The organism is Paenibacillus montanisoli (genome assembly GCF_003268025.1).
GTDB lineage: Bacteria > Bacillota > Bacilli > Paenibacillales > Paenibacillaceae > Paenibacillus_Z > Paenibacillus_Z montanisoli.
Genome location: NZ_QLUW01000001.1, coordinates 1,426,309 through 1,444,842 on the forward strand (window position 1 = coordinate 1,426,309; position 18,534 = coordinate 1,444,842).

At 54.7% G+C, this 18,534-nt stretch carries 17 protein-coding genes; 13 read left to right on the plus strand and 4 right to left on the minus strand.

What is annotated here, in order from left to right; all coding sequences use genetic code 11:
• Positions 1-70: 70 nt before the first annotated feature.
• From DL346_RS06330 to DL346_RS06355, 6 genes are all read left to right on the plus strand, one after another.
• A complete protein-coding gene (locus DL346_RS06330; RefSeq protein WP_112881182.1) occupies positions 71-742 on the plus strand; it encodes a PspA/IM30 family protein in 672 nt (223 codons plus the stop codon).
• 136 nt (positions 743-878) lie between these two features.
• Complete coding sequence (locus tag DL346_RS06335) at positions 879-1,283, plus strand: DUF350 domain-containing protein (RefSeq protein WP_112881183.1); 405 nt, start codon at positions 879-881, stop codon at positions 1,281-1,283.
• 25 nt (positions 1,284-1,308) lie between these two features.
• Complete coding sequence (locus tag DL346_RS06340) at positions 1,309-1,815, plus strand: DUF4178 domain-containing protein (RefSeq protein WP_112881184.1); 507 nt, start codon at positions 1,309-1,311, stop codon at positions 1,813-1,815.
• Between the two features lie 15 nt (positions 1,816-1,830).
• Positions 1,831-2,574: a DUF4247 domain-containing protein gene (locus DL346_RS06345; RefSeq protein WP_112881185.1), complete on the plus strand. Its 744-nt coding sequence runs from the start codon at positions 1,831-1,833 to the stop codon at positions 2,572-2,574.
• 153 nt (positions 2,575-2,727) lie between these two features.
• Positions 2,728-3,942, plus strand: a complete 1,215-nt coding sequence (gene lplT / locus DL346_RS06350) for a lysophospholipid transporter LplT (protein ID WP_112881186.1) — start codon at positions 2,728-2,730, stop codon at positions 3,940-3,942.
• A 137-nt stretch (positions 3,943-4,079) separates the two neighbouring features.
• On the plus strand, positions 4,080-4,955 hold the full coding sequence (locus DL346_RS06355) for a helix-turn-helix domain-containing protein (protein ID WP_112881187.1): 876 nt from the start codon (positions 4,080-4,082) through the stop codon (positions 4,953-4,955).
• 120 nt (positions 4,956-5,075) lie between these two features.
• On the opposite strand, the gene DL346_RS06360 is transcribed toward DL346_RS06355, so the two are convergent.
• Positions 5,076-6,242: an iron-containing alcohol dehydrogenase gene (locus tag DL346_RS06360; protein ID WP_112881188.1), complete on the minus strand. Its 1,167-nt coding sequence runs from the start codon at positions 6,240-6,242 to the stop codon at positions 5,076-5,078.
• 499 nt (positions 6,243-6,741) lie between these two features.
• On the opposite strand from DL346_RS06360, the gene glgB reads away from it, so the two are divergent.
• From glgB to DL346_RS28770, 7 genes are all read left to right on the plus strand, one after another.
• Complete coding sequence (glgB, locus tag DL346_RS06365) at positions 6,742-8,679, plus strand: 1,4-alpha-glucan branching protein GlgB (RefSeq protein WP_112881189.1); 1,938 nt, start codon at positions 6,742-6,744, stop codon at positions 8,677-8,679.
• A 70-nt stretch (positions 8,680-8,749) separates the two neighbouring features.
• A complete protein-coding gene (locus DL346_RS06370) occupies positions 8,750-9,916 on the plus strand; it encodes a glucose-1-phosphate adenylyltransferase (RefSeq protein WP_112881190.1) in 1,167 nt (388 codons plus the stop codon).
• Complete coding sequence (gene glgD, locus DL346_RS06375) at positions 9,913-11,025, plus strand: glucose-1-phosphate adenylyltransferase subunit GlgD (protein WP_206098477.1); 1,113 nt, start codon at positions 9,913-9,915, stop codon at positions 11,023-11,025. Before DL346_RS06370 ends, glgD begins: the two co-directional genes overlap by 4 nt.
• Positions 11,026-11,103: 78 nt before the next feature.
• The gene (gene glgA, locus DL346_RS06380; RefSeq protein WP_112881191.1) at positions 11,104-12,570 is read left to right on the plus strand and encodes a glycogen synthase GlgA; all 1,467 of its coding nucleotides are present in this window, start codon (positions 11,104-11,106) and stop codon (positions 12,568-12,570) included.
• Entirely contained in the window at positions 12,552-14,519 is a 1,968-nt protein-coding gene (locus tag DL346_RS06385) for a glycoside hydrolase family 15 protein (RefSeq protein WP_112881192.1), read from the plus strand. Before glgA ends, DL346_RS06385 begins: the two co-directional genes overlap by 19 nt.
• A gap of 436 nt (positions 14,520-14,955) precedes the next feature.
• Positions 14,956-16,878 (plus strand): threonine--tRNA ligase, encoded by a 1,923-nt coding sequence (gene thrS / locus DL346_RS06390; RefSeq protein WP_240633046.1) that lies wholly within the window; start codon positions 14,956-14,958, stop codon positions 16,876-16,878.
• Between the two features lie 166 nt (positions 16,879-17,044).
• On the plus strand, positions 17,045-17,398 hold the full coding sequence (locus DL346_RS28770; protein ID WP_133257489.1) for a GyrI-like domain-containing protein: 354 nt from the start codon (positions 17,045-17,047) through the stop codon (positions 17,396-17,398).
• A 72-nt stretch (positions 17,399-17,470) separates the two neighbouring features.
• On the opposite strand, the gene DL346_RS29260 is transcribed toward DL346_RS28770, so the two are convergent.
• The 3 genes from DL346_RS29260 to DL346_RS06410 form a co-directional block, all read right to left on the minus strand.
• Entirely contained in the window at positions 17,471-17,596 is a 126-nt protein-coding gene (locus tag DL346_RS29260; RefSeq protein WP_206098478.1) for a sporulation protein YjcZ, read from the minus strand.
• Between the two features lie 209 nt (positions 17,597-17,805).
• On the minus strand, positions 17,806-18,258 hold the full coding sequence (locus tag DL346_RS06405) for a spore germination protein GerPE (RefSeq protein ID WP_112881195.1): 453 nt from the start codon (positions 18,256-18,258) through the stop codon (positions 17,806-17,808).
• Positions 18,255-18,521, minus strand: a complete 267-nt coding sequence (locus DL346_RS06410) for a hypothetical protein (RefSeq protein ID WP_240633047.1) — start codon at positions 18,519-18,521, stop codon at positions 18,255-18,257. Before DL346_RS06410 ends, DL346_RS06405 begins: the two co-directional genes overlap by 4 nt.
• Positions 18,522-18,534: the final 13 nt, after the last annotated feature.

Consider the following 18,534-nt stretch of genomic DNA (forward strand, 5'->3'; position numbering starts at 1 on the left):
AAACGATTCCGCTTATCGTATTAGTGAGCATGAAACAAATGCGAACACCATACCGAGGAGGAAATGAACCATGTCTGTATTTAAACGATTGCGGGACCTGACGTTATCGAACGTATATGCAATGATCGAAAAAGCCGAGGATCCGATCAAGCTGACGGACCAATATATCCGCGACATGCAAGAGGACTTGGAGGATGCGGAGAGAGCGGTCGCGTCCCAAATTGCGATCGAGAAGCGGTTCAAGCAGCTGTACGAAGAACAGGAAGCGCTCGTGAAGAAGCGCGAAGAGCAGGCGCACACGGCAGCTTCGATGCAGAACATCGAGCTTGCGCGCCGCGCGCTGGAAGAGAAGAAAGCGGCTGAGCAGAAGCGCGATGAATATAAGGTAAGCTACGAGCAAAACAAAGCGTCCGCCGACAACCTTCGCGCCAAGCTTAGCGAAATGCGCGATCAGTTGACGGAGATGAAAAACAAGCGCGAAACGCTCGTAGCCCGCTATAAGGCAGCGAAAGCGCAATCCGAGATCAACAAGTCGATGGCCGGCTTCAGCTCTGACACGGCGATGGCCGGGATGAAGCGCATGGAAGAGAAAATGCTCCAAGCGGAAGCGATGGCTGAGGCGAGCAACGAAGTGAACAGCAAGGCGAAGTCGCTGGACGACGAGTTCGAGAAGCTGGGCAAGAACAAAGCGGTTGAGGATGAGCTCGCGGAGTTGATGAAGAAGTACGAGAACAAGGAATAACCAGCTGTATCCGCAAGCCGGTCGCTAAGAACGAACGTCTGCAGGCTGGGATCACGCGATAGGCGCGACTCCCCGGCCGGCGGCGTTTTTTGTTTGCAAGCAGGCTGCGGCACCTTAAGGATGGAGGCATATTCGGATGACATTGAATGAGATGGTAGCGATTTTCGTATGGACCGGGGCGGGAGCGGTATTGCTGATCGTGCTGATGGCAGTCGATTCCTTGTTTACGCGGTATAAGGATTTGGAGGAAATCAAGAAAGGCAACGTGGCGGTTACTAGCCGGTTCGTCATGAAGCTGCTCGCGCAGGCCTACATTCTGTCGCAGTCGATCTCGACCTCAAACCATCTGGGCGAGGCGCTGCTCGTGTCCGTGATCTCCTTTGTCATCCTGCTGCTTGTCGAGAGCTTGGTTGAATTTGCGCTGCGCAGGACGGCCGGACTCGACTTAAGCGAAGGAACGAAGGCGAACAAAATGGCGCATGCGCTGTTCGCGGGCTCTCTTCACCTGGCAGGTGCGCTCATTATCGGTTCGTGTCTGTAAACTTGAACAATAGGGAGTTATGGCCATGAGCTTATTCAAACGAATTCGAAACATAATGGCAAAGCCGGAGCCTCCGAAGGCGGAGAAAAGCATGCTGACGATCGGCCCAGGCGATGTGTGCGAGGTGTCGCTCGTCACTTATCAGGTCGTGGGCCGGCTGCAGAATAGGCAGCGGAATCTGATCGTGCTGACGCTGCAGGACGGGGCGGCGATCCGGTATTTAACGATCGAAGAGCGGGAACGGACGGAATATGCGCTCTACGATCCGATCGACGGCCGGCTGGATTCGGTCGAGGAGGTACCGACCGTCATCGAGCTGGATGACCGCGCGTATCATTTGGAAGAACAATATTCGGGCCTTGTGACGGCAGTGGGGAGAACGCCGTTCGTACAGGGCGGCGAGCAGTACGTCTGGCAATATCAATCCGATGATATGAAGCTGCTGCGCATCGAATGGCAGGACGGCCGGTTCATGCTCTATGAAGGCGAAGACGTGCTTCCTGCCGATGTCCGCGTTCTTCGCGGAAGTTAGGAGATGAGGAGCGGCATGCGCAACAAAACCGGAACTTATTGGATTAAACTATTGCTCGTCGTCTCGCTCATCTTTCCGCTTCTTGCCGCATGCGGCATTAACAGCACGATTGAAGAGAACTATCCGCTGGAATCGGTGAACGGCAGCGGCTCGCAAACGTCGTACGTCTACCGGGCGGCAGGCGTCAGCGTGCCGGACGTGGCGAAGGCGCTGGTCGAGCAGTCCAAGCCGGACCAGCAATCACCCGAGAAGACGGACCATATGTTCCTTGTTTATTCGGACCGCGTCGTCCATCTGCAGCAAGATACGGCGAAGCCGGAGGATACTTTGATTGAGGTCGATTCCAAGGAATACGTCCGCAACAACTACGACTCCAGCTTTTTGGAAGGCTACTTGATTGCCAGCCTCATAGACGATTTGTTCGATCACGGTCGATATGGACACGGCAATTACCGAGGCTATAAGGAACGTGACCTCTATAAGCCGAAGAGCGGCAAGTACCGTGCGCCGTCCGCAGATGAGAAGAAGGCGATTCCGCCGATGACGGTCAACCGGACCGGTTCGATTTTCAAACGGTCGAAAAATGCGGATTCGAGCAAAGTGGGCGAAGGCGGGCTGTTCAACAAAGCTCCCCCGAAATCCGGCAAAATTACGCGCGACTCCGGCGGTGAAAGCAAGTCCGGCAGCTGGCTGGAGCCGCGCAAATCGAAGAAGCCGAAGACTAGAGTCGGTCGCGGCAGAGTAACAAGGCGGCGATGAGCGAACGGACCGGCACAGCGCAGATGCGGCATCTGCCTGGCCGGTCTTTTTTTGCGCGGAAACGGCAATAAGGCTTTAACCGGAGTCGGGCTTTAAGGTATGATTGGGTAGATTGTGAATCGGTTTCAATGTGGAAGGGGAACGAGAACGAGGATGAAACGTCTGCTGTCACCGTTGAATACGGTCGTGCTTACTCAATTTCTAAGCTCATTCGCGGATAATCTGAACTTTTTTCTAATCGTAGGCATGGTGAAGCGGCAGGGAGTCGCCAATCCCGATATTGCGGTCAACTACATTCAGATTGCTTTTCTTTGCGCCTATGTCGTTCTGGCACCGATCGTCGGCGCCTTTGCGGATAAGAAGGCAAAATCGAGTGTGTTGCTTCTCGGCAACATTTTGAAGGCTATTGGCATCGCGCTGCTGCTCTTCGGCTTGCCGCCGGCGCTGTGCTATGTGTTCGTCGGGATTGGCGCAGTCGTGTACTCGCCTGGAAAATACGGCATTTTAACCGAGCTGACCTCGACCGAGGGAGAGCTGCTGCGTGCGAACGCGAAAGTGGAAGGTTCCACGATTCTAGCGATTCTGCTTGGGACGGTCGCAGGCGGCTTCCTTGCGGCGAACTCGGATTTGCCGGCCGTTCTTACCTGCCTTGGCGTCTACCTGCTGTCGCTCTTCATGACGCTGCTCATTCCTGCGCGTGCCGGCAACAGCTCGCTTCGCTACGGGAAGGAAGCGGTTCAATTTCTGCGCGACTGCTCGCTTTTGTTCCGCAACTCGCGCGCAAGGTTCTCGCTGATCGGCACCGGTTCGTTCTGGCTGACGGCGGCTGTGCTGCGCATTGCGCTTATTGCTTGGCTTCCGCTCAATCTCGGGATCGAAGATACCGACCAGCAGTCGATGATGATCGGGATTACGGCAATCGGCGTCGTGTGCAGCGCATTTCTGACCCCGCGACTCGTGCCGGCAGGGAAGCTGCACCGCGCCTTCTATTACGGTCTCTTCATGGTCGCGTCCGTCATGGTCGCTTCCATGACTTACGAGCTGTGGCTGACGATCGTGCTGCTCTTCCTGATCGGGATTTTCGGCGGCATCTTCGTCATACCGCTTAATACGATGCTGCAGGAAGAAGGCAAAGCCTTGATCGGTTCGGGCAAGACGATCGCCGTGCAGAACTTCACCGAGAACGTGCTGACCGTCAGCGGACTGCTTATCTATTTGACGCTCAGCCAGATGAACGTTTCCGTCAATGGCTCCGTAATCGGAATCGGCTTTGTCCTGCTGCTCTTTATCCTGTTCTTGGCCACTCAGCTTTCAGGCATTAAACAAGTCGAAGATGCCGCCGCATTGCGCGAACGTCACGAGCACTAGCGTTGTGAGAGCGCCGTTGGCGCTGGTTATTCGAGATTCAAGATTGCAATTATTTCAAAACGGATAAAAGGTATATCTCCTTTTCCGATTGTCTGGTAAACTATACGGACTCGACCCTGTTTCAAGGAGGCTCTAAGTTGTCGTCCGAACCGCTGCTTACCTTTATATCGCCGCCGCTGCCGTATTTCATCGAATCCAATCGCGGTACCTACAGCCCGGGCGGCGAACATCCTAACCGCCGGAACATCGGCGTGTTCGACCTGCTTTTCGTTCATAGCGGGACGTTATATATCGGCGAAGGATCGAATTCCTGGGCGATCGGCCCGGGTCAGATGCTTATATTAAGGCCTGATTTATGGCATTATCCGACGCAGCCATGCACGGAGGAAACGGTGTTTGACTGGGTTCATTTTCAAACGGCCGGCCCATGGGAGGAACTAAACGAGAATAATTGCGGCACGCTGCGCGGCGACTATTACTCGCATGCGATCCGGCTGCCGAAGACGATGACGTTCTCTTATCCGGATGAGGTCATCTCGTTATTCGATAAGCTGCACGATGCCGCGATGGGCACCTCCCATGCGGCGTTTTGGCAGCGCCAGCAGTGGTTCCTGCATTTGCTGCAGCTGTTTGACGATGGCTGGCGCAGCGATGCGGCCAAGGCGCCGATCGCCGTTGCCGAGGAGGCGGCCGCGTATCTCAAAATGCACTTCCGCACCACCGTCACGAACAGCAAGCTCGGCGAGGTGCTCGGGCTTCATCCGAACTACATTGCGCGCTGCATGGGAGAAGTGTTCGACTGCACGCCTCAGCAGTATTTGCTCTCTTACCGGATGGATCAGGCGAAGCTTATGCTGATGAAGACGAATTGGCCGATTTCCAAAATCGCGGATGAGACCGGTTTCAAGCAGACGCCGCACTTCTCGCGTTCCTTTGCCGAGCATGTCGGCATTACGCCGCTTTCCTACCGGAAGCGCTTTGCCGGAAGCAGCAAAGACAAGTCCAGCCGATAAAACACCGCAAGCATCATCCGATTAAGCTTACAGCCTGCCGTACATCTATCAGCAAGTCCTTGCCATCATCTACATGCAAAAAAAGGCTGTCCCGATCATTCGGGACAGCCTTTACTTCGCTTACAGCGCCATTTCAAGAATTTCGCGAACGTCGGCTTCGCGCAGCTGCTTAAAGCTGCCGATCGGGCCGAACAGGACGGCTTCTTTAGCCATCGTATCGAGGTGTTCGCGGCCGATATTGTAATACGCCAGCGCGGCAGGAGCGCCGATCCGGTCGAAGAACGCACAGGTCGCTTCGATGCCTGCGAGAGCCAGCTCCTCGTCCGATTTCGAGCCGCGCTCGATGCCCCACACGCGCTCGGCGTATTGGGTAAAGCGATCGATCCGCTCGCGGTATACATATTTCATCCAGTTCGGGAAAACGATGGACAAGCCCGCGCCGTGCGGGATGTCGTAGATTGCGCTGATCTCATGCTCGATGCCGTGGGACGCCCAATCGTTGTCGGTGCCGACACTGATGAGTCCACCGTTCAGGGCCATCGTGCCGCAGAGCATCAGATTAGCCCGCGCATCGTAATCGTTCGGTTTCTCGAGCGCGGACTCCGCATTCTCGATTACCGTTAGCAGGATCGATTCGCACAACCGCTCTTGCAAAGGCGCGTTCGGCGTCAGCGTAAAGTACTGTTCGAATACGTGAGACATGATATCGACGACGCCGTTCACGGTTTGGTCGCGAGGGACCGTAAACGTAAGGGTCGGGTCCAAAATCGAAAAGCGCGGATACGCGTGCATGCTGCCGAATGCGCGCTTCTGCTTCGTTTCCCAGTTCGAAATGACGGCGTTGCCGTTCATCTCGGAGCCGGTCGCGGATAAAGTCAGAATCGTTCCGAGCGGAAGCGCGTCGCGAATGACGGCTTTATGTATAAAGAAATCCCACACGTCGCCATCGTACAAGGCGCCTGCCGCAATCGCCTTAGCCGCGTCCAGCACGCTGCCTCCGCCGACGGCCAAAACAAGGTCGACCTTCTCGCTGCGGCACAGCTCGATCCCCCGGTTGACGGAGGTTAGACGCGGATTCGGCTCGATGCCGGAAAGCTCCACGACTTTCGCTTCGATGGCATTCAGCTGGTTCATGACTTCGTCGTATAAGCCGGTCTTCTTGATGCTGCCCGATCCATAAACGAGCAAAATCGACTTCCCGTACGGCTTCGCAAGCTTGCCCAGCTGGCTGACCGTCCCGCTGCCAAAGACGATTTTGGTTGGATTTTGAAAGGAAAATGAGTTCATGACGCACCTCCGTTATTTGTTTGCCCATTGCCATCTTATCGATTTTAAACGAGTGAAGTCAAGGCGGGGAGCAAGGAGCAAGGAGGGGCTATCGGCTTTCCGCTATTTGCAACCGCGGTCATGTCAGGTTCTATTTATCGGATGATTTACGAATAAAAAGTTTTTTTACATTAAATGGGCTTATTTAACTTCGAATTATATAATTTAAATGTTAAACTTTTGTGACGAAACTGACGCTTCCGACAATAATCCACATGACTAAAATAAATTGAAAGCCGCCTCGGCATGAGGCGGCTTTTTTCGCTAAAATTTTACAAATAAAACACTTGACAAACCTGACATATAGGTAACATATCCTGGGATAAAAGTTCTATCAAAATTTTCAGAAAATAGCGTGCCAACTCACAATCGGGAGTGTATAATGAAATAAATCGCGCCCACGTTAGTTTACATAACAGTTTCTTAACGATTAGCGAACTAGGGGAGGTGCCTGCCAACTATGGCTATTGCAACAACTGCAAACAGTCTATCAACGCGCGATTTATATCTATTTAACAAAGGAAATCTATTCCATAGCTACCGTACGTTCGGCGCGCATTCGGTCCGGAAAGGCAATAAGAGAGGCGTCCGTTTCACCGTCTGGGCGCCCAATGCCAAGCAAGTAAGGGTCGTCGGTTCCTTCAATGAATGGAACGGCGTAGAGCATGCGATGGAGCTGATCGGCGAAACCGGCGTTTGGAGTCTATTTATACCAAAACTCAAGCCGGGGACGATTTACAAGTACGAGATTTTTACGAAGGACGGCAACAGGCTGCTCAAGTCGGACCCGTTCGCCTACCAATCCGAGCTGAGGCCAAGCACCGCATCGGTTGTCGCAGAAGGTTTCGATTTTAAATGGAATGATGGAGACTGGCAACAGCGTAAGCTAGAAGACAGCCCATATCGTGAAGCCATGCTTACATACGAGGTTCACCTCGGCTCCTGGCGCAATCGGGGCAAGGAGCAGTTCTGGACCTATGAAGAAATGGCGGATGCTCTGGTCGATTACGTCGTTGACATGGGCTATACCCATATTGAGCTTCTGCCTTTAACTGAACATCCGCTTGACCAATCCTGGGGTTATCAAGCAACCGGGTACTTCTCGCCTACGAGCCGGTACGGTACTCCGAAGCAGCTTATGCACCTAGTCGACCGCTGCCATCAGCGCGGCATTGGCGTCATCCTGGATTGGGTACCCGGTCACTTCTGCAAGGACGATCATGGACTCCGGCTCTTCGACGGCACGCCTATTTATGAAGGGAAGGACTGGAAGCGTGCCGAGAAACCGCTCTGGGGCACGCTAGCTTTCGACTTCGGCTGTACCGAGGTGCAGAGCTTCCTCATCTCGAACGCGATCTATTGGATGGACGTCTTCCATATCGACGGCCTCCGGGTCGATGCCGTTGCGAGCATGATCGATCTGCATTTTGACAAACCGCAGGAACTATTAACCTACAACGCCTTCGGCGGCAAGGAAAATACCGATGCTCTTCGCTTTCTGAAACGGTTGAACGAGACGGTATTCCAGTATTTCCCTGGCGCTTTGATGATTGCCGAAGACTCTTCCGCTTGGCCCGATGTTACCGCTCCTACCTACATGGGGGGGCTTGGATTCAATTTCAAATGGAACATGGGTTGGATGAATGACATGCTTCGCTACATGGCGCTTGATCCGAACGATCGCAGACATCATCATAACCTCATTACGTTTTCTCTCCTTTATGCATTCTCTGAAAATTTCGTGCTGCCGCTTTCACACGACGAGGTCGTGCACGGCAAGCGTTCGCTGCTAAACAAAATGTCCGGCACCTACGAGCAAAAATTCGCTCAGCTCAGGCTGTTCTACGGTTATTGGATGACGCATCCCGGGAAGAAACTGCTCTTCATGGGCGGCGAGTGGGGGCAGTTCGACGAGTGGAAGGACGCCGAGGATCTCGACTGGGAGCTGCTCGATTACGACTCCCATGGAAGCATGCACCGTTACGTTAAAGCGCTCAATCACCAGTATCTCCAGCAGCCGTCTCTTTGGGAGCGGGATTGCGACCCCGGCGGCTTTGAATGGATTGACGTACATAATGCCGAGCAAAGCATCATCGTCTTCTTGCGGCGCGGGCAAGCAAGTCATGAATTCTCCGTAATCGTCTGCAATTTCTCCTACCATGGCTACTCGGATTACCGGATCGGCGTGCCCGAACCCGGTGAATACCGGATCGCTCTGCACAGTGAGGCGGCAGCTTTCGGCGGTGTCTTGACGGACGTCCCGGAAGTTCGATATAGCAAGACGGCACCATGGCATGGAAGACCCTGCAGCATTACGCTTGATCTTCCGCCGCTTTCGTTTCAAATGCTGGTATTTGCCCAAAGTGAGCTTGAATGCGAAGATCGCTTGACCACGTAGCACCGATTAACAGCAATCATTACATCTTACTGCAGCTTGCCGTTGCAGTGATAAGAAGGAGTGTGTGTCCATGGGCAGAAAACGTATGGTGGCCATGCTGCTTGCCGGCGGAGAAGGAAAAAGGCTCGGTGTGCTGACGAAAGATTTAGCGAAGCCGGCGGTCCATTTTGGCGGGAAGTACCGAATAATCGATTTCACATTAAGCAACTGTGCACATTCGGGCATCGACACAATCGGCGTGCTGACGCAATATCAACCGCTTGTCCTGAACACGTATCTCGGAATCGGCAGTCCTTGGGGACTTGACCGGCGCGACGGCGGAATGGCGATTCTACCGCCTTATGTGAAACAAAAAGGCGGCATGTGGTACAAGGGCACGGCAAATGCCATTTATCAGAATATGGGGTTCATCGACCGCTACGATCCCGATTATGTGCTCGTCATCTCCGGCGATCACATCTACAAAATGGATTACGAGCTTATGCTGAAGGAGCACGAAGAGCGCGGCGCCGATGTGACGATCGCGTGCATCGAGGTGGGCTGGAAGGAAGCGAGCCGCTTCGGCATTATGCATGTCGACGATGACGGAGCCATTACAGATTTCGAAGAGAAGCCGAAGGTGCCGACGAGCAATCTGGCTTCGATGGGCATCTATATTTTCTCCTGGCAGGTGCTGCAGCAATATTTGGTCCGCGACGAGGCGAATCGGCTGTCCGGCAACGACTTCGGCAAGGATGTCATCCCGGCGATGCTGCAGGACGGCGTGAAACTCCAGTCCTACACGTTCAACGGCTACTGGAAGGATGTCGGGACGCTTGAGAGCCTGTGGGAAGCCAATATGGATTTGTTGTCGGAGAAGCCGGCGCTGGACCTGAACGACCGCGATTGGCGGATCTACTCGGTGAACCCGAACCGTCCGGCGCATTATTCGGCCGCTACGGCGGATATCGCCGACTCGCTGATCACCGAGGGCTGCATCATTGAAGGGCTCGTGCACCGATCCGTGCTGTTCTACGGAGTGCAGTCGGGCATCGACAGCCAGGTGCGCGAATCGGTCATCATGCCGAACGTGAAGATCGGCAAAGGTGCTCGTATTTACCGTGCCATTATCGGAGAAGGAGCCATTATCGGCGACGGCGCCGTGATCGGCAGTCCCGACAACAGCTCCGTCACCGTTATCGGAAGTGATGAATTCGTAAACGCAACCCATTCGCTGCAGGAGGTAGAGCAGTCATGAACTCCAACATACTAGGCGTCATCAATCTAATCCACGAATCCGATGAGATGGAGACATTGACCGCAAGCCGCTGCTTGGCTACCGTACCGTTCGGCGCACGTTTTCGGCTGATCGACTTTACGCTCTCGAGCATGGTGAATTCCGGCATTACGAAGGTTGGCGTGTTCGCGCATACCAAATACCGTTCGCTCATCGACCATCTGGGTTCCGGCAAGCATTGGGATTTGCAGCACCGGCAAAGCGGTTTGTTCATCATGCCGCCGGTAACGGATGACGTGAACGAGGTGCGCCGCGGCGACCTGTACCACTTTTATCAGCACCGTGACTATTTTACGCGCTCCACGCAGGAGTACGTCCTGATTACGCGCAGCCATATGATCTGCAACATCGACTTCGACGCCATGCTGGCTTCGCACAAAGCGAGCGGCGCGGACATTACCGTTGTTACCAAAGTGCAGCCGGAATTGTTCGGAGGAAAAGCCCGCAAGCTGCAGATCGACGAGCGCGGACGCGTGACGGCGATGCAAGATCATTACGGCAGGCTCGAAAGTGACCTGATCTCCATGGAGATGTATTTGATGCGAAAGGAGCTCCTTCTGGAGCTTGTCGATACATCGCTCGCGCAGGGGCAGGATCATCTCGTCCGCCATGCGATCATGTCGCGCGTCAATCAGCTTCATATTCAAAGCTATGAGTATGAAGGCTATCTGGGCGTTGTGAATACGCTGAACAGCTATTACAAGAACAGCATGCAGCTGCTTCGTCCCGACGTATGGAAGAGCCTGTTCTTCGAACCGGGCCCGATCTATACGAAAGTCAAAGATGAGCCGCCCGCCCGTTACGCCGAAGGAGCCAAAACGTCCAATTCGCTTGTCGCCAACGGCTGCGTCATCGAAGGGACGGTCATTAACAGTATTTTGTTCCGGGGCGTGCACGTACATAAAGGAGCGGTCGTGCGCAACAGCATTGTTATGCAGAACGGCATCATCGGAGAGCATAGTTTCGTGGACCACGTCATTTTGGATAAGGACGTTACCGTAGAACAGGGCCGCGAGCTGCGCGGCGCCGAAGTGTCCCCATTCCTGGCCGTTAAGAGAAAAGTTATCTGATTCTTTCATGTCTTGCCGAGTCATCGCTATTCATGAGAGATAGAGATAGAAAAGCTATAGGAGAGGTGTAACCATACGATGAAAGTATTATTTGCAGCCTCAGAGGCGGTGCCGCTCGCGAAGACGGGCGGCCTCGCCGATGTAGCGGGCGCATTGCCGAAAGTGCTGAACGCGAAAGACGGAGCCGATGTCCGCGTCATCCTGCCCAAGTATGAGTCCATTCCGGCCGGGCTGGCGGATCAATTCGAGAAAATCGCCGAATTCAACGTGCAGCTTGGCTGGCGGGGACAATACTGCGGCTTGCTTAAGGCTGAGATCGAGGGCGTTATCTATTATTTGATCGATAACGAGTTTTATTTTAAGCGCGGGGGGCTATACGGGTACGGCGACGATGCGGAGCGTTTCGTCTTCTTTTGCTATGCCGTGATGGAGTCTCTCTATCATATGGACTTCCGCCCTGATATTATCCATTGCCATGACTGGCAGACTGGACTTATCCCGTTCCTGCTCAAAACCCGATATAAGCATGACCCTGCCTGCCGCGATATCGCATCGGTCTATACGATCCATAACCTCCGTTATCAAGGGGTGTTCGGGAGGGAGCTGCTGAAGGATCTGCTGAGCTCAGGGGATGAGTTATTCGGTTCGGAAGGCATTGAATTCTACGGTGCGGGCAACTGCATGATGGGCGGCCTTCGCTATGCGGACAAGCTGACGACGGTAAGCCCGACCTACGCTCATGAAATCCAGACGGAATGGTATGGGGAGAAGCTGGAGGGGCTGCTGCGGTACCGCTCCGCCGATTTAGTCGGAATCGTGAACGGCATCGACACCGAATTGTTCGATCCCATGAACGACAGCGCCGTGCCGTTTCCGTACCGCGGCTCGCTTGCCCGCAAACGGAAGAACAAGCTTGCGCTGCAGCGCGAGCTTGGTTTAACGGAATCGGAAAGCACGCCGCTCATCGGCATCGTTTCGAGGCTGGTCGACCAGAAAGGGTTTGATCTGATCGAAGCCGTGCTGGAGCAAATTTTGTCTGAGGACGTCCAGCTGGTCGTGCTGGGATCCGGCGACCGGCAATTCGAGCAAATGTTCCGCCACGCGGAGGCGAACCGTCCCGGACAAGTGAGAACCTGGTTCGGATTCAACGACGGATTGGCCCGCCGCATCTATGCAGGCAGCGATATGTATTTGATGCCGTCGCAGTTCGAGCCTTGCGGGCTTAGCCAGCTGCTCGCGCTGCGCTACCGATCCGTGCCGATCGTTCGCGAGACGGGTGGTTTAAAGGACACGGTTACTGCATATAACGAGTTTACGGGAGAAGGAAATGGATTTAGCTTTACGAACTACAATGCGCATGATCTGCTGCATACGATCCAGCGGGCTCTGCAATTTTACAGGGATGAGGAGGTATGGCAGAAGATTGTTGCAAACGGCGGCAAAGAAGACATAAGCTGGACGCGTTCGGCTAAGGCCTATATGTCGCTATATAGTGCGATTGCCCCCAAACGAAAGGAGAATCATCCATGGCCCGTCACCTCGTAATCGGCAATGGCAAAATCCTTATCAATTTGGACCATAACAGCTATATACGGGATATTTATTATCCCTTCGTCGGGCAGCTGAACCATGTGGGCGGTCAATATTGCCGATTCGGGATTTGGACAGGGGGGCAATTCTCCTGGCTGGAGGATCCGGAGTGGAAGTTCGAGCTGTCATACATCGAAAATTCGCTTGTGACCAACGTCATCGCCCGCAATGAACGGCTTGCGGTCGAGCTGCATGTTAACGATGGCATCCATCAGCGGGAATGCATCTACATCAAACGGGTCGTCATCCGCAATTTGGGCTCGGAACCGCGGGAGTTCCGTCTGTTCTTCCACCACGATCTCATGATCGACGGTTCGGAAGTCGGCGACACGGCGGCTTACTATCCGGAGAATCATACGCTGTATCACTATAAGCGCTCCTCCTATTTCATGTTTAACGGGTTCTCGGATGAAGGCGGCATGATGCAGTATTCGACCGGCATCAAACGCTTCGGCTCCGCGGAAGGCACGTGGCGCGATGCGGAGGACGGGACGCTCATGGGCAACTCCATCGCGCAGGGCTCCGTCGACAGCACGGTCAGCTTCCGCACGATCGTGCCGCCGGGCGGCGAGAAGACGGTCTATTACTGGATGAGCATCGGCAAAAATTTGGAAGAGGTCAAGTCGCTCAACCAATACGTGCAGGAAAGCCACCCGGAGAAGCTGCTGAGCCGGATCGTCATTTACTGGAAGCACTGGCTGAATCGGGCGGAGAGCAATCTTGGCGACCTGTCGGACGAAGCCGCCAACCTGTTCCGATTAAGCCTCCTGATCGTGCGTACGCAAACCGACGAACGGGGCGCGATAATTGCCGCCAACGACACCGATATTTTGCAGTATAACCGCGATCATTACAGCTATATGTGGCCTCGTGACGGCGCGCTTATCGCTGATGCGATGTCGGCGGCGGGCTTCCAGAGCGTCATAGCCCCGTTCTTCCAGTTCTGTGCGCAGACGCTATCGCCGGACGGCTATTTGTTCCATAAATACAACCCCGACGGGACGGTCGGCTCCAGCTGGCATCCGTATATCGTCCAGGGCAATAGGCGCCTGCCGATTCAAGAGGATGAAACGGCGCTCGTGCTGTTCGCGCTTTGGAAAGACTATTCGCGCCACCAGGTCATTGAGCTGCCGCAGTCGCTGTATAACAACCTGATCCGCAAGGGCGCGGCTTTCTTAAGCCAATATATGGAACACAGTCTCTCCCTCCCGAAGCCGAGTTACGATCTGTGGGAGGAACGATACGGCATCTGGACGTACACGGTCGCATCCGTTTACGGCGGCCTGATGGCTGCCGCATTCTTCACGGAGTTGTTCGGAGATTACGAGCGCAGCGACCATCTGCGCAATACGGCTCAGTCGATAAAGCACGGCATGCTTACCCACTTGTGGGATGAAGAGTCCGGCCGTTTCGCGCGCGGGCTTATTCAGAAGGATAACCGTTGGGTCAAGGATATGACGCTGGAGAGCAGCTTGTTCGGCGTGTGGGAATTCGGGGTATTGCCGGTTGACGACGAACGTGTCATCCAGACCATGAATGCGATTCGGGATGGTCTGACGATCCGTACCGATGTTGGCGGCGTTGCGCGCTATACGAACGACTACTACTTCCAGCAGTCCGGCGATATCGAGAATGTGCCGGGCAATCCGTGGATCATCTGCACGCTGTGGATAGCGAATTTCGAGATCGAATCGGCACAGCGGCTGTGCGATCTGGAAAGGCCGCGCGAGACGATCAACTGGGTCGTCAGGCATGCGCTGTCAAGCGGCATGCTGCCGGAGCAGCTGCATCCGCTTCATGGCGGCCCGTTATCGGTAGCGCCGCTAACCTGGTCTCATGCCACTTATGTGCAGACGGTAACGCGGTATGCTGAGAAATACGCGGAGCTGTCCGAGCTCGAGTAGCGCAACGCAAAAGGAAGCTAAAGCGGCGATGCCTCTCTAGCTTCTAATTGTTCCTTTGAATTATCAGAAAATTAAATAAATAACTATTGACACCTAAAAGGGATACTCCCTATAATATGGATCAAACCATATAGCAGGCGATGACCAAAGACATGATTCCCGTAAGGCAGACTGCACAGAGAGAGGGGCGATTGCTGCAAGCTCCTTCTGTTCTGCGATGGGTATTACCCCTTTGCAGCCGTAACATTGAACCCGCCGACTCCGTGTCGCGGTTGTAAATGGCACCGATTCATCCCCGTTACCGGATTCTAAGAAGGACCCCGCGCCGATCGTGATCGGCTGGGTCGAATTAGGGTGGAACCACGAGCCGAACGCACTCGTCCCTTTTGGACATGTGCGTTTTTTTGCGTTCAATTTAACGATTGGAGGAAGACTCGTGGAAAAAGGGATACAGGTGAAGCTGCCGGACGGCAGCGAAAGAAGCTGTGTAGCAGGAGCTTCCGTGGCGGATGTGGCAAATGCCGTCAGCTTGTCGCTTGGCAAGCAAGCGGTGGCCGGCAGGGTGAATGGGCGAGAGGTCGATTTGAGCTACGGGCTGGAAGCGGATTGCAAGCTCGAGATCGTAACGCTGGACAACGAAGCGGGGGTTGCGATACTCCGGCACAGTACAGCGCATCTGATGGCGCAGGCCGTGAAGCGGCTTTTTGGCGGAGAGGCGGTGCAGCTCGGGGTCGGACCGGTTATCGAAGACGGCTTTTATTACGATATCGCGCTTGAACGACCGCTCACTCCAGCCGACCTGCTGGCAATCGAGAAAGAAATGGAGCGGATCGTTCAGCAAAATTACCCGATCGTGCGCAGGGTCGTTTCCCGCGAAGAAGCTTTAGCGCTATTTGGCGGGCTTGGCGAGTCGCTGAAGGTAGAGCTTATCCGGGATTTGCCGGAAGAGGCTGAAATATCGATTTATGATCAAGGCGAGTTCTCCGATCTGTGCCGGGGACCGCATCTGCTTTCCACGGGCCGGATCAAGGCGTTCAAGCTGCTGTCCGTAGCCGGCGCCTATTGGCGGGGGAATGCAGATAATGCCGTGCTGCAGCGGATTTACGGCACAGCCTTCCCGAAGAAGGCCCAGCTGGAGGAGCACCTGTTCATGCTGGAGGAAGCGAAGAAGCGGGATCACCGCAAATTGGGCAAGGGGCTGGGGCTGTTCATGTTCTCGGAGGAAGCTCCGGGCATGCCGTTCTATTTGCCCAAAGGGATGATCGTGCGGACAGAGCTGGAACAATTCTCGCGCGAGCTGCAGCGGGAACGGGATTATGAAGAAGTGCGGACGCCGTTCATGATGAATCAGCGGCTATGGGAGCAATCCGGCCATTGGGACCATTACAAGGACGATATGTATTTCAGCAAGGTGGACGAGACGGACTTCGCGCTGAAGCCGATGAACTGCCCGGGACATATGCTCATTTACAAAAACAGTCTGCATTCCTACCGCGAGCTCCCGATCCGGTTATCCGAATATGGGCAAGTACACAGGCATGAGTACTCAGGCGCGCTGAACGGGATGATGCGGGTTCGGACGTTCTGCCAGGATGACGCGCATCTATTCGTTCGGCCGGATCAGATCGAAGAGGAGATCGGGCGCGTCATTTCGCTCATCGACGAAATCTATGACGTATTCGGGTTCGCCTACCGGATCGAGCTGTCGACAAAGCCGGAGGACTCCATGGGCAGGCCGGAGCTGTGGGAACAAGCGGAAGCGTCACTTGCGCAAGTGTTGGATAATCGCGGCGTCGCGTACCGCGTCAACGAAGGCGACGGCGCGTTCTACGGACCGAAGATCGATTTTCACATCCAGGACGCGCTGAAGCGAAGCTGGCAGTGCGCGACGATTCAGCTTGATTTTCAAATGCCCGAGAAATTCGATTTATCCTACATCGGCGAGGACGGGCAGAAGCACCGGCCTGTCGTCATCCATCGCGCCGTGTATGGCTCGATCGACCGCTTCATCGGCATCCTGACAGAGCATTTTGCCGGTGCGTTCCCGCTCTGGCTGGCCCCTGTGCAGCTGAAGATCGTTCCGGTCTCGGCCGCGGATCATGAGTATGCGCATGAGGTCAAACGATTGGCCGAACAGTCCGGCGTCAGAGCCGAGATCGACATCCGCGGCGAGAAGTTAGGCTACAAGATCCGCGAGGCGCAGATGGAAAAGGTGCCCTATATCGCGGTTCTCGGTGAAGCCGAGCGCGGGTTAGGCACAGCAGCGGTCAGGCAGCGAGGGATTGGTGACCTCGGCGCCATGAGTGCGGAAGCGTTCATGGAGAGGTTAAGAGCAGAGATTGCTTCGAAGAAAGACTGACAGCAAGTACGCGCGGGAAGTTCGGCAGGGGCTGGACTTCCCGTAAGGCGAACGAGTGGGGGAATGTTAGCGCGAACGCGATCGACATGGTGAAGGAAGTGACTCTTCCGGAAAGGCATTATGTAGGAATGGCGCTTACGTCGCCTTTTGCAGGACATGATCCGCAGTGCGTGGAGCAGCTCAAGAAGCAGTTCATTGCCCGCAGATTCGAAATCAAAGGGCTTGTGGATGCGGAACTTATGTATGTCCGTCATTCGTATCCGATCAATTGTTTACGTATCTGTTCTGCATGGAGGTATCTTCGCTGCCCCTCATTCCTGAAGGAATGATCGGGTTCACGGTGCCTTTGCAGCGTTATGTCACGGTCCGTGTCGCGGATGGCGACCCATTTGAAGTCCTTCATGCTTATATCGAGGCTAACGGGCTCGCGAACAATAAACGCGGGTTGGCGCTCGAGGTGTATCCCGTCCATAACCCGAAATGGCCTTCCGAGGCCAATGTGTTTATTCCGCTAGCGTGAACTGCTGACCATGTAAAAACCGGTCCTGCCCGAAAGCAGGACCGGTTTTTGCAGTAAAACATATCGGTTTGATCAGAAGAAGCCGCCGCGAAGAACGATTACGAGCAAAATATAAAGGACGAGAATTACGCCTGCACTAGTCCAAAGAAGGTTTGGTCCGCAACCATGTCCTACGCCGCCTACGCCACCATATCCCACTGTACATACCTCCTGAGTGGATAATTTGTGATGTGTCATATCACATTTGTAATATATGCCTGCGGCAAGGAATCGTTTGGACGTTTGACGGGGGGCATCTGTAATTACGCATTCGCCTAGCTGGCATTTCACTTGCAGCGTGTGGGATTTAGCCTGGAACGGCAATTGCCCATTTGCCTATTCGTAAGCGATCTTCGCTACAGCGATCATTATGAGCGGCTTGAAGGAAATGTCCGGGCGTATTGCCGGATATGCTTGACTCGGGATTCGGCCTTCGTCTTCAAACCGTTGCCGATCAACACCAACGCGGCGCTGCTGACGGCGATCACCTCGATGCAGCCGACGGTGATCGCCGGCTGGCGGTTGGTTGTCCGAATAAAGGCCGGAACTTCGTCCGATGCCGTTCCAAGCGGGTCCCAAGTCGGCGTCTCGCGGTCGAAGATCGAATAGGATTCGAAATAAACGTTGCCGGATTCGGCATGGCTCGCTCCCCGCTGAACGGCTAGCGCGCGGAGAGACGCGTTCACCTCGGCCCTGTCCCCGATTTGCACCACGGAGGCGCCGCCTACGCTCGTAAGGTGCAAGCCGCCAACCTCGGAGATCCGGACCGGGTAATCCTGCTCCTCTCCGGCATCATGTGATTGCGTGCGAGGAGCCATCATGTGTTCACCGCATGCATTAGCTTGTCGATATTTTCATACGTTTCCTTCTTATACACATCCGGTTCTCCTTCGGCGCGGCTCGCGCCTTCCGGCTCCTGAAGCGGTGCAAGCGGCCCGACGATCACGGATTCCGGAGGCGTATCGAACATCGAAATGAGCGTAATTTCTTCGGTATCGCCGATTTGGAGGACCGATGCGCTCGCGACGCCTGTTATTTGAATGCTGCCTACGGCGAGTACATGGTTAACGACGTTCAGCTGCATGGAAAGGCCAGCT

Excerpts from the sequence above, each read along its gene's own strand:
- DL346_RS06330 (WP_112881182.1), top strand. The coding sequence starts at position 71 with ATGTCTGTATTTAAACGATTGCGGGACCTGACGTTATCGAACGTATAT.
- glgB (WP_112881189.1), top strand. The coding sequence starts at position 6,742 with ATGGCTATTGCAACAACTGCAAACAGTCTATCAACGCGCGATTTATAT.
- DL346_RS06370 (WP_112881190.1), top strand. The coding sequence starts at position 8,750 with ATGGGCAGAAAACGTATGGTGGCCATGCTGCTTGCCGGCGGAGAAGGA.
- lplT (WP_112881186.1), top strand. The coding sequence starts at position 2,728 with ATGAAACGTCTGCTGTCACCGTTGAATACGGTCGTGCTTACTCAATTT.
- DL346_RS06345 (WP_112881185.1), top strand. The coding sequence starts at position 1,831 with ATGCGCAACAAAACCGGAACTTATTGGATTAAACTATTGCTCGTCGTC.
- glgD (WP_206098477.1), top strand. The coding sequence starts at position 9,913 with ATGAACTCCAACATACTAGGCGTCATCAATCTAATCCACGAATCCGAT.
- DL346_RS06410 (WP_240633047.1), bottom strand. The coding sequence starts at position 18,521 with ATGCAGCTGAACGTCGTTAACCATGTACTCGCCGTAGGCAGCATTCAA.
- DL346_RS06335 (WP_112881183.1), top strand. The coding sequence starts at position 879 with ATGACATTGAATGAGATGGTAGCGATTTTCGTATGGACCGGGGCGGGA.
- DL346_RS06360 (WP_112881188.1), bottom strand. The coding sequence starts at position 6,242 with ATGAACTCATTTTCCTTTCAAAATCCAACCAAAATCGTCTTTGGCAGC.
- DL346_RS06340 (WP_112881184.1), top strand. The coding sequence starts at position 1,309 with ATGAGCTTATTCAAACGAATTCGAAACATAATGGCAAAGCCGGAGCCT.
- DL346_RS06405 (WP_112881195.1), bottom strand. The coding sequence starts at position 18,258 with ATGATGGCTCCTCGCACGCAATCACATGATGCCGGAGAGGAGCAGGAT.
- DL346_RS06385 (WP_112881192.1), top strand. The coding sequence starts at position 12,552 with ATGGCCCGTCACCTCGTAATCGGCAATGGCAAAATCCTTATCAATTTG.
- glgA (WP_112881191.1), top strand. The coding sequence starts at position 11,104 with ATGAAAGTATTATTTGCAGCCTCAGAGGCGGTGCCGCTCGCGAAGACG.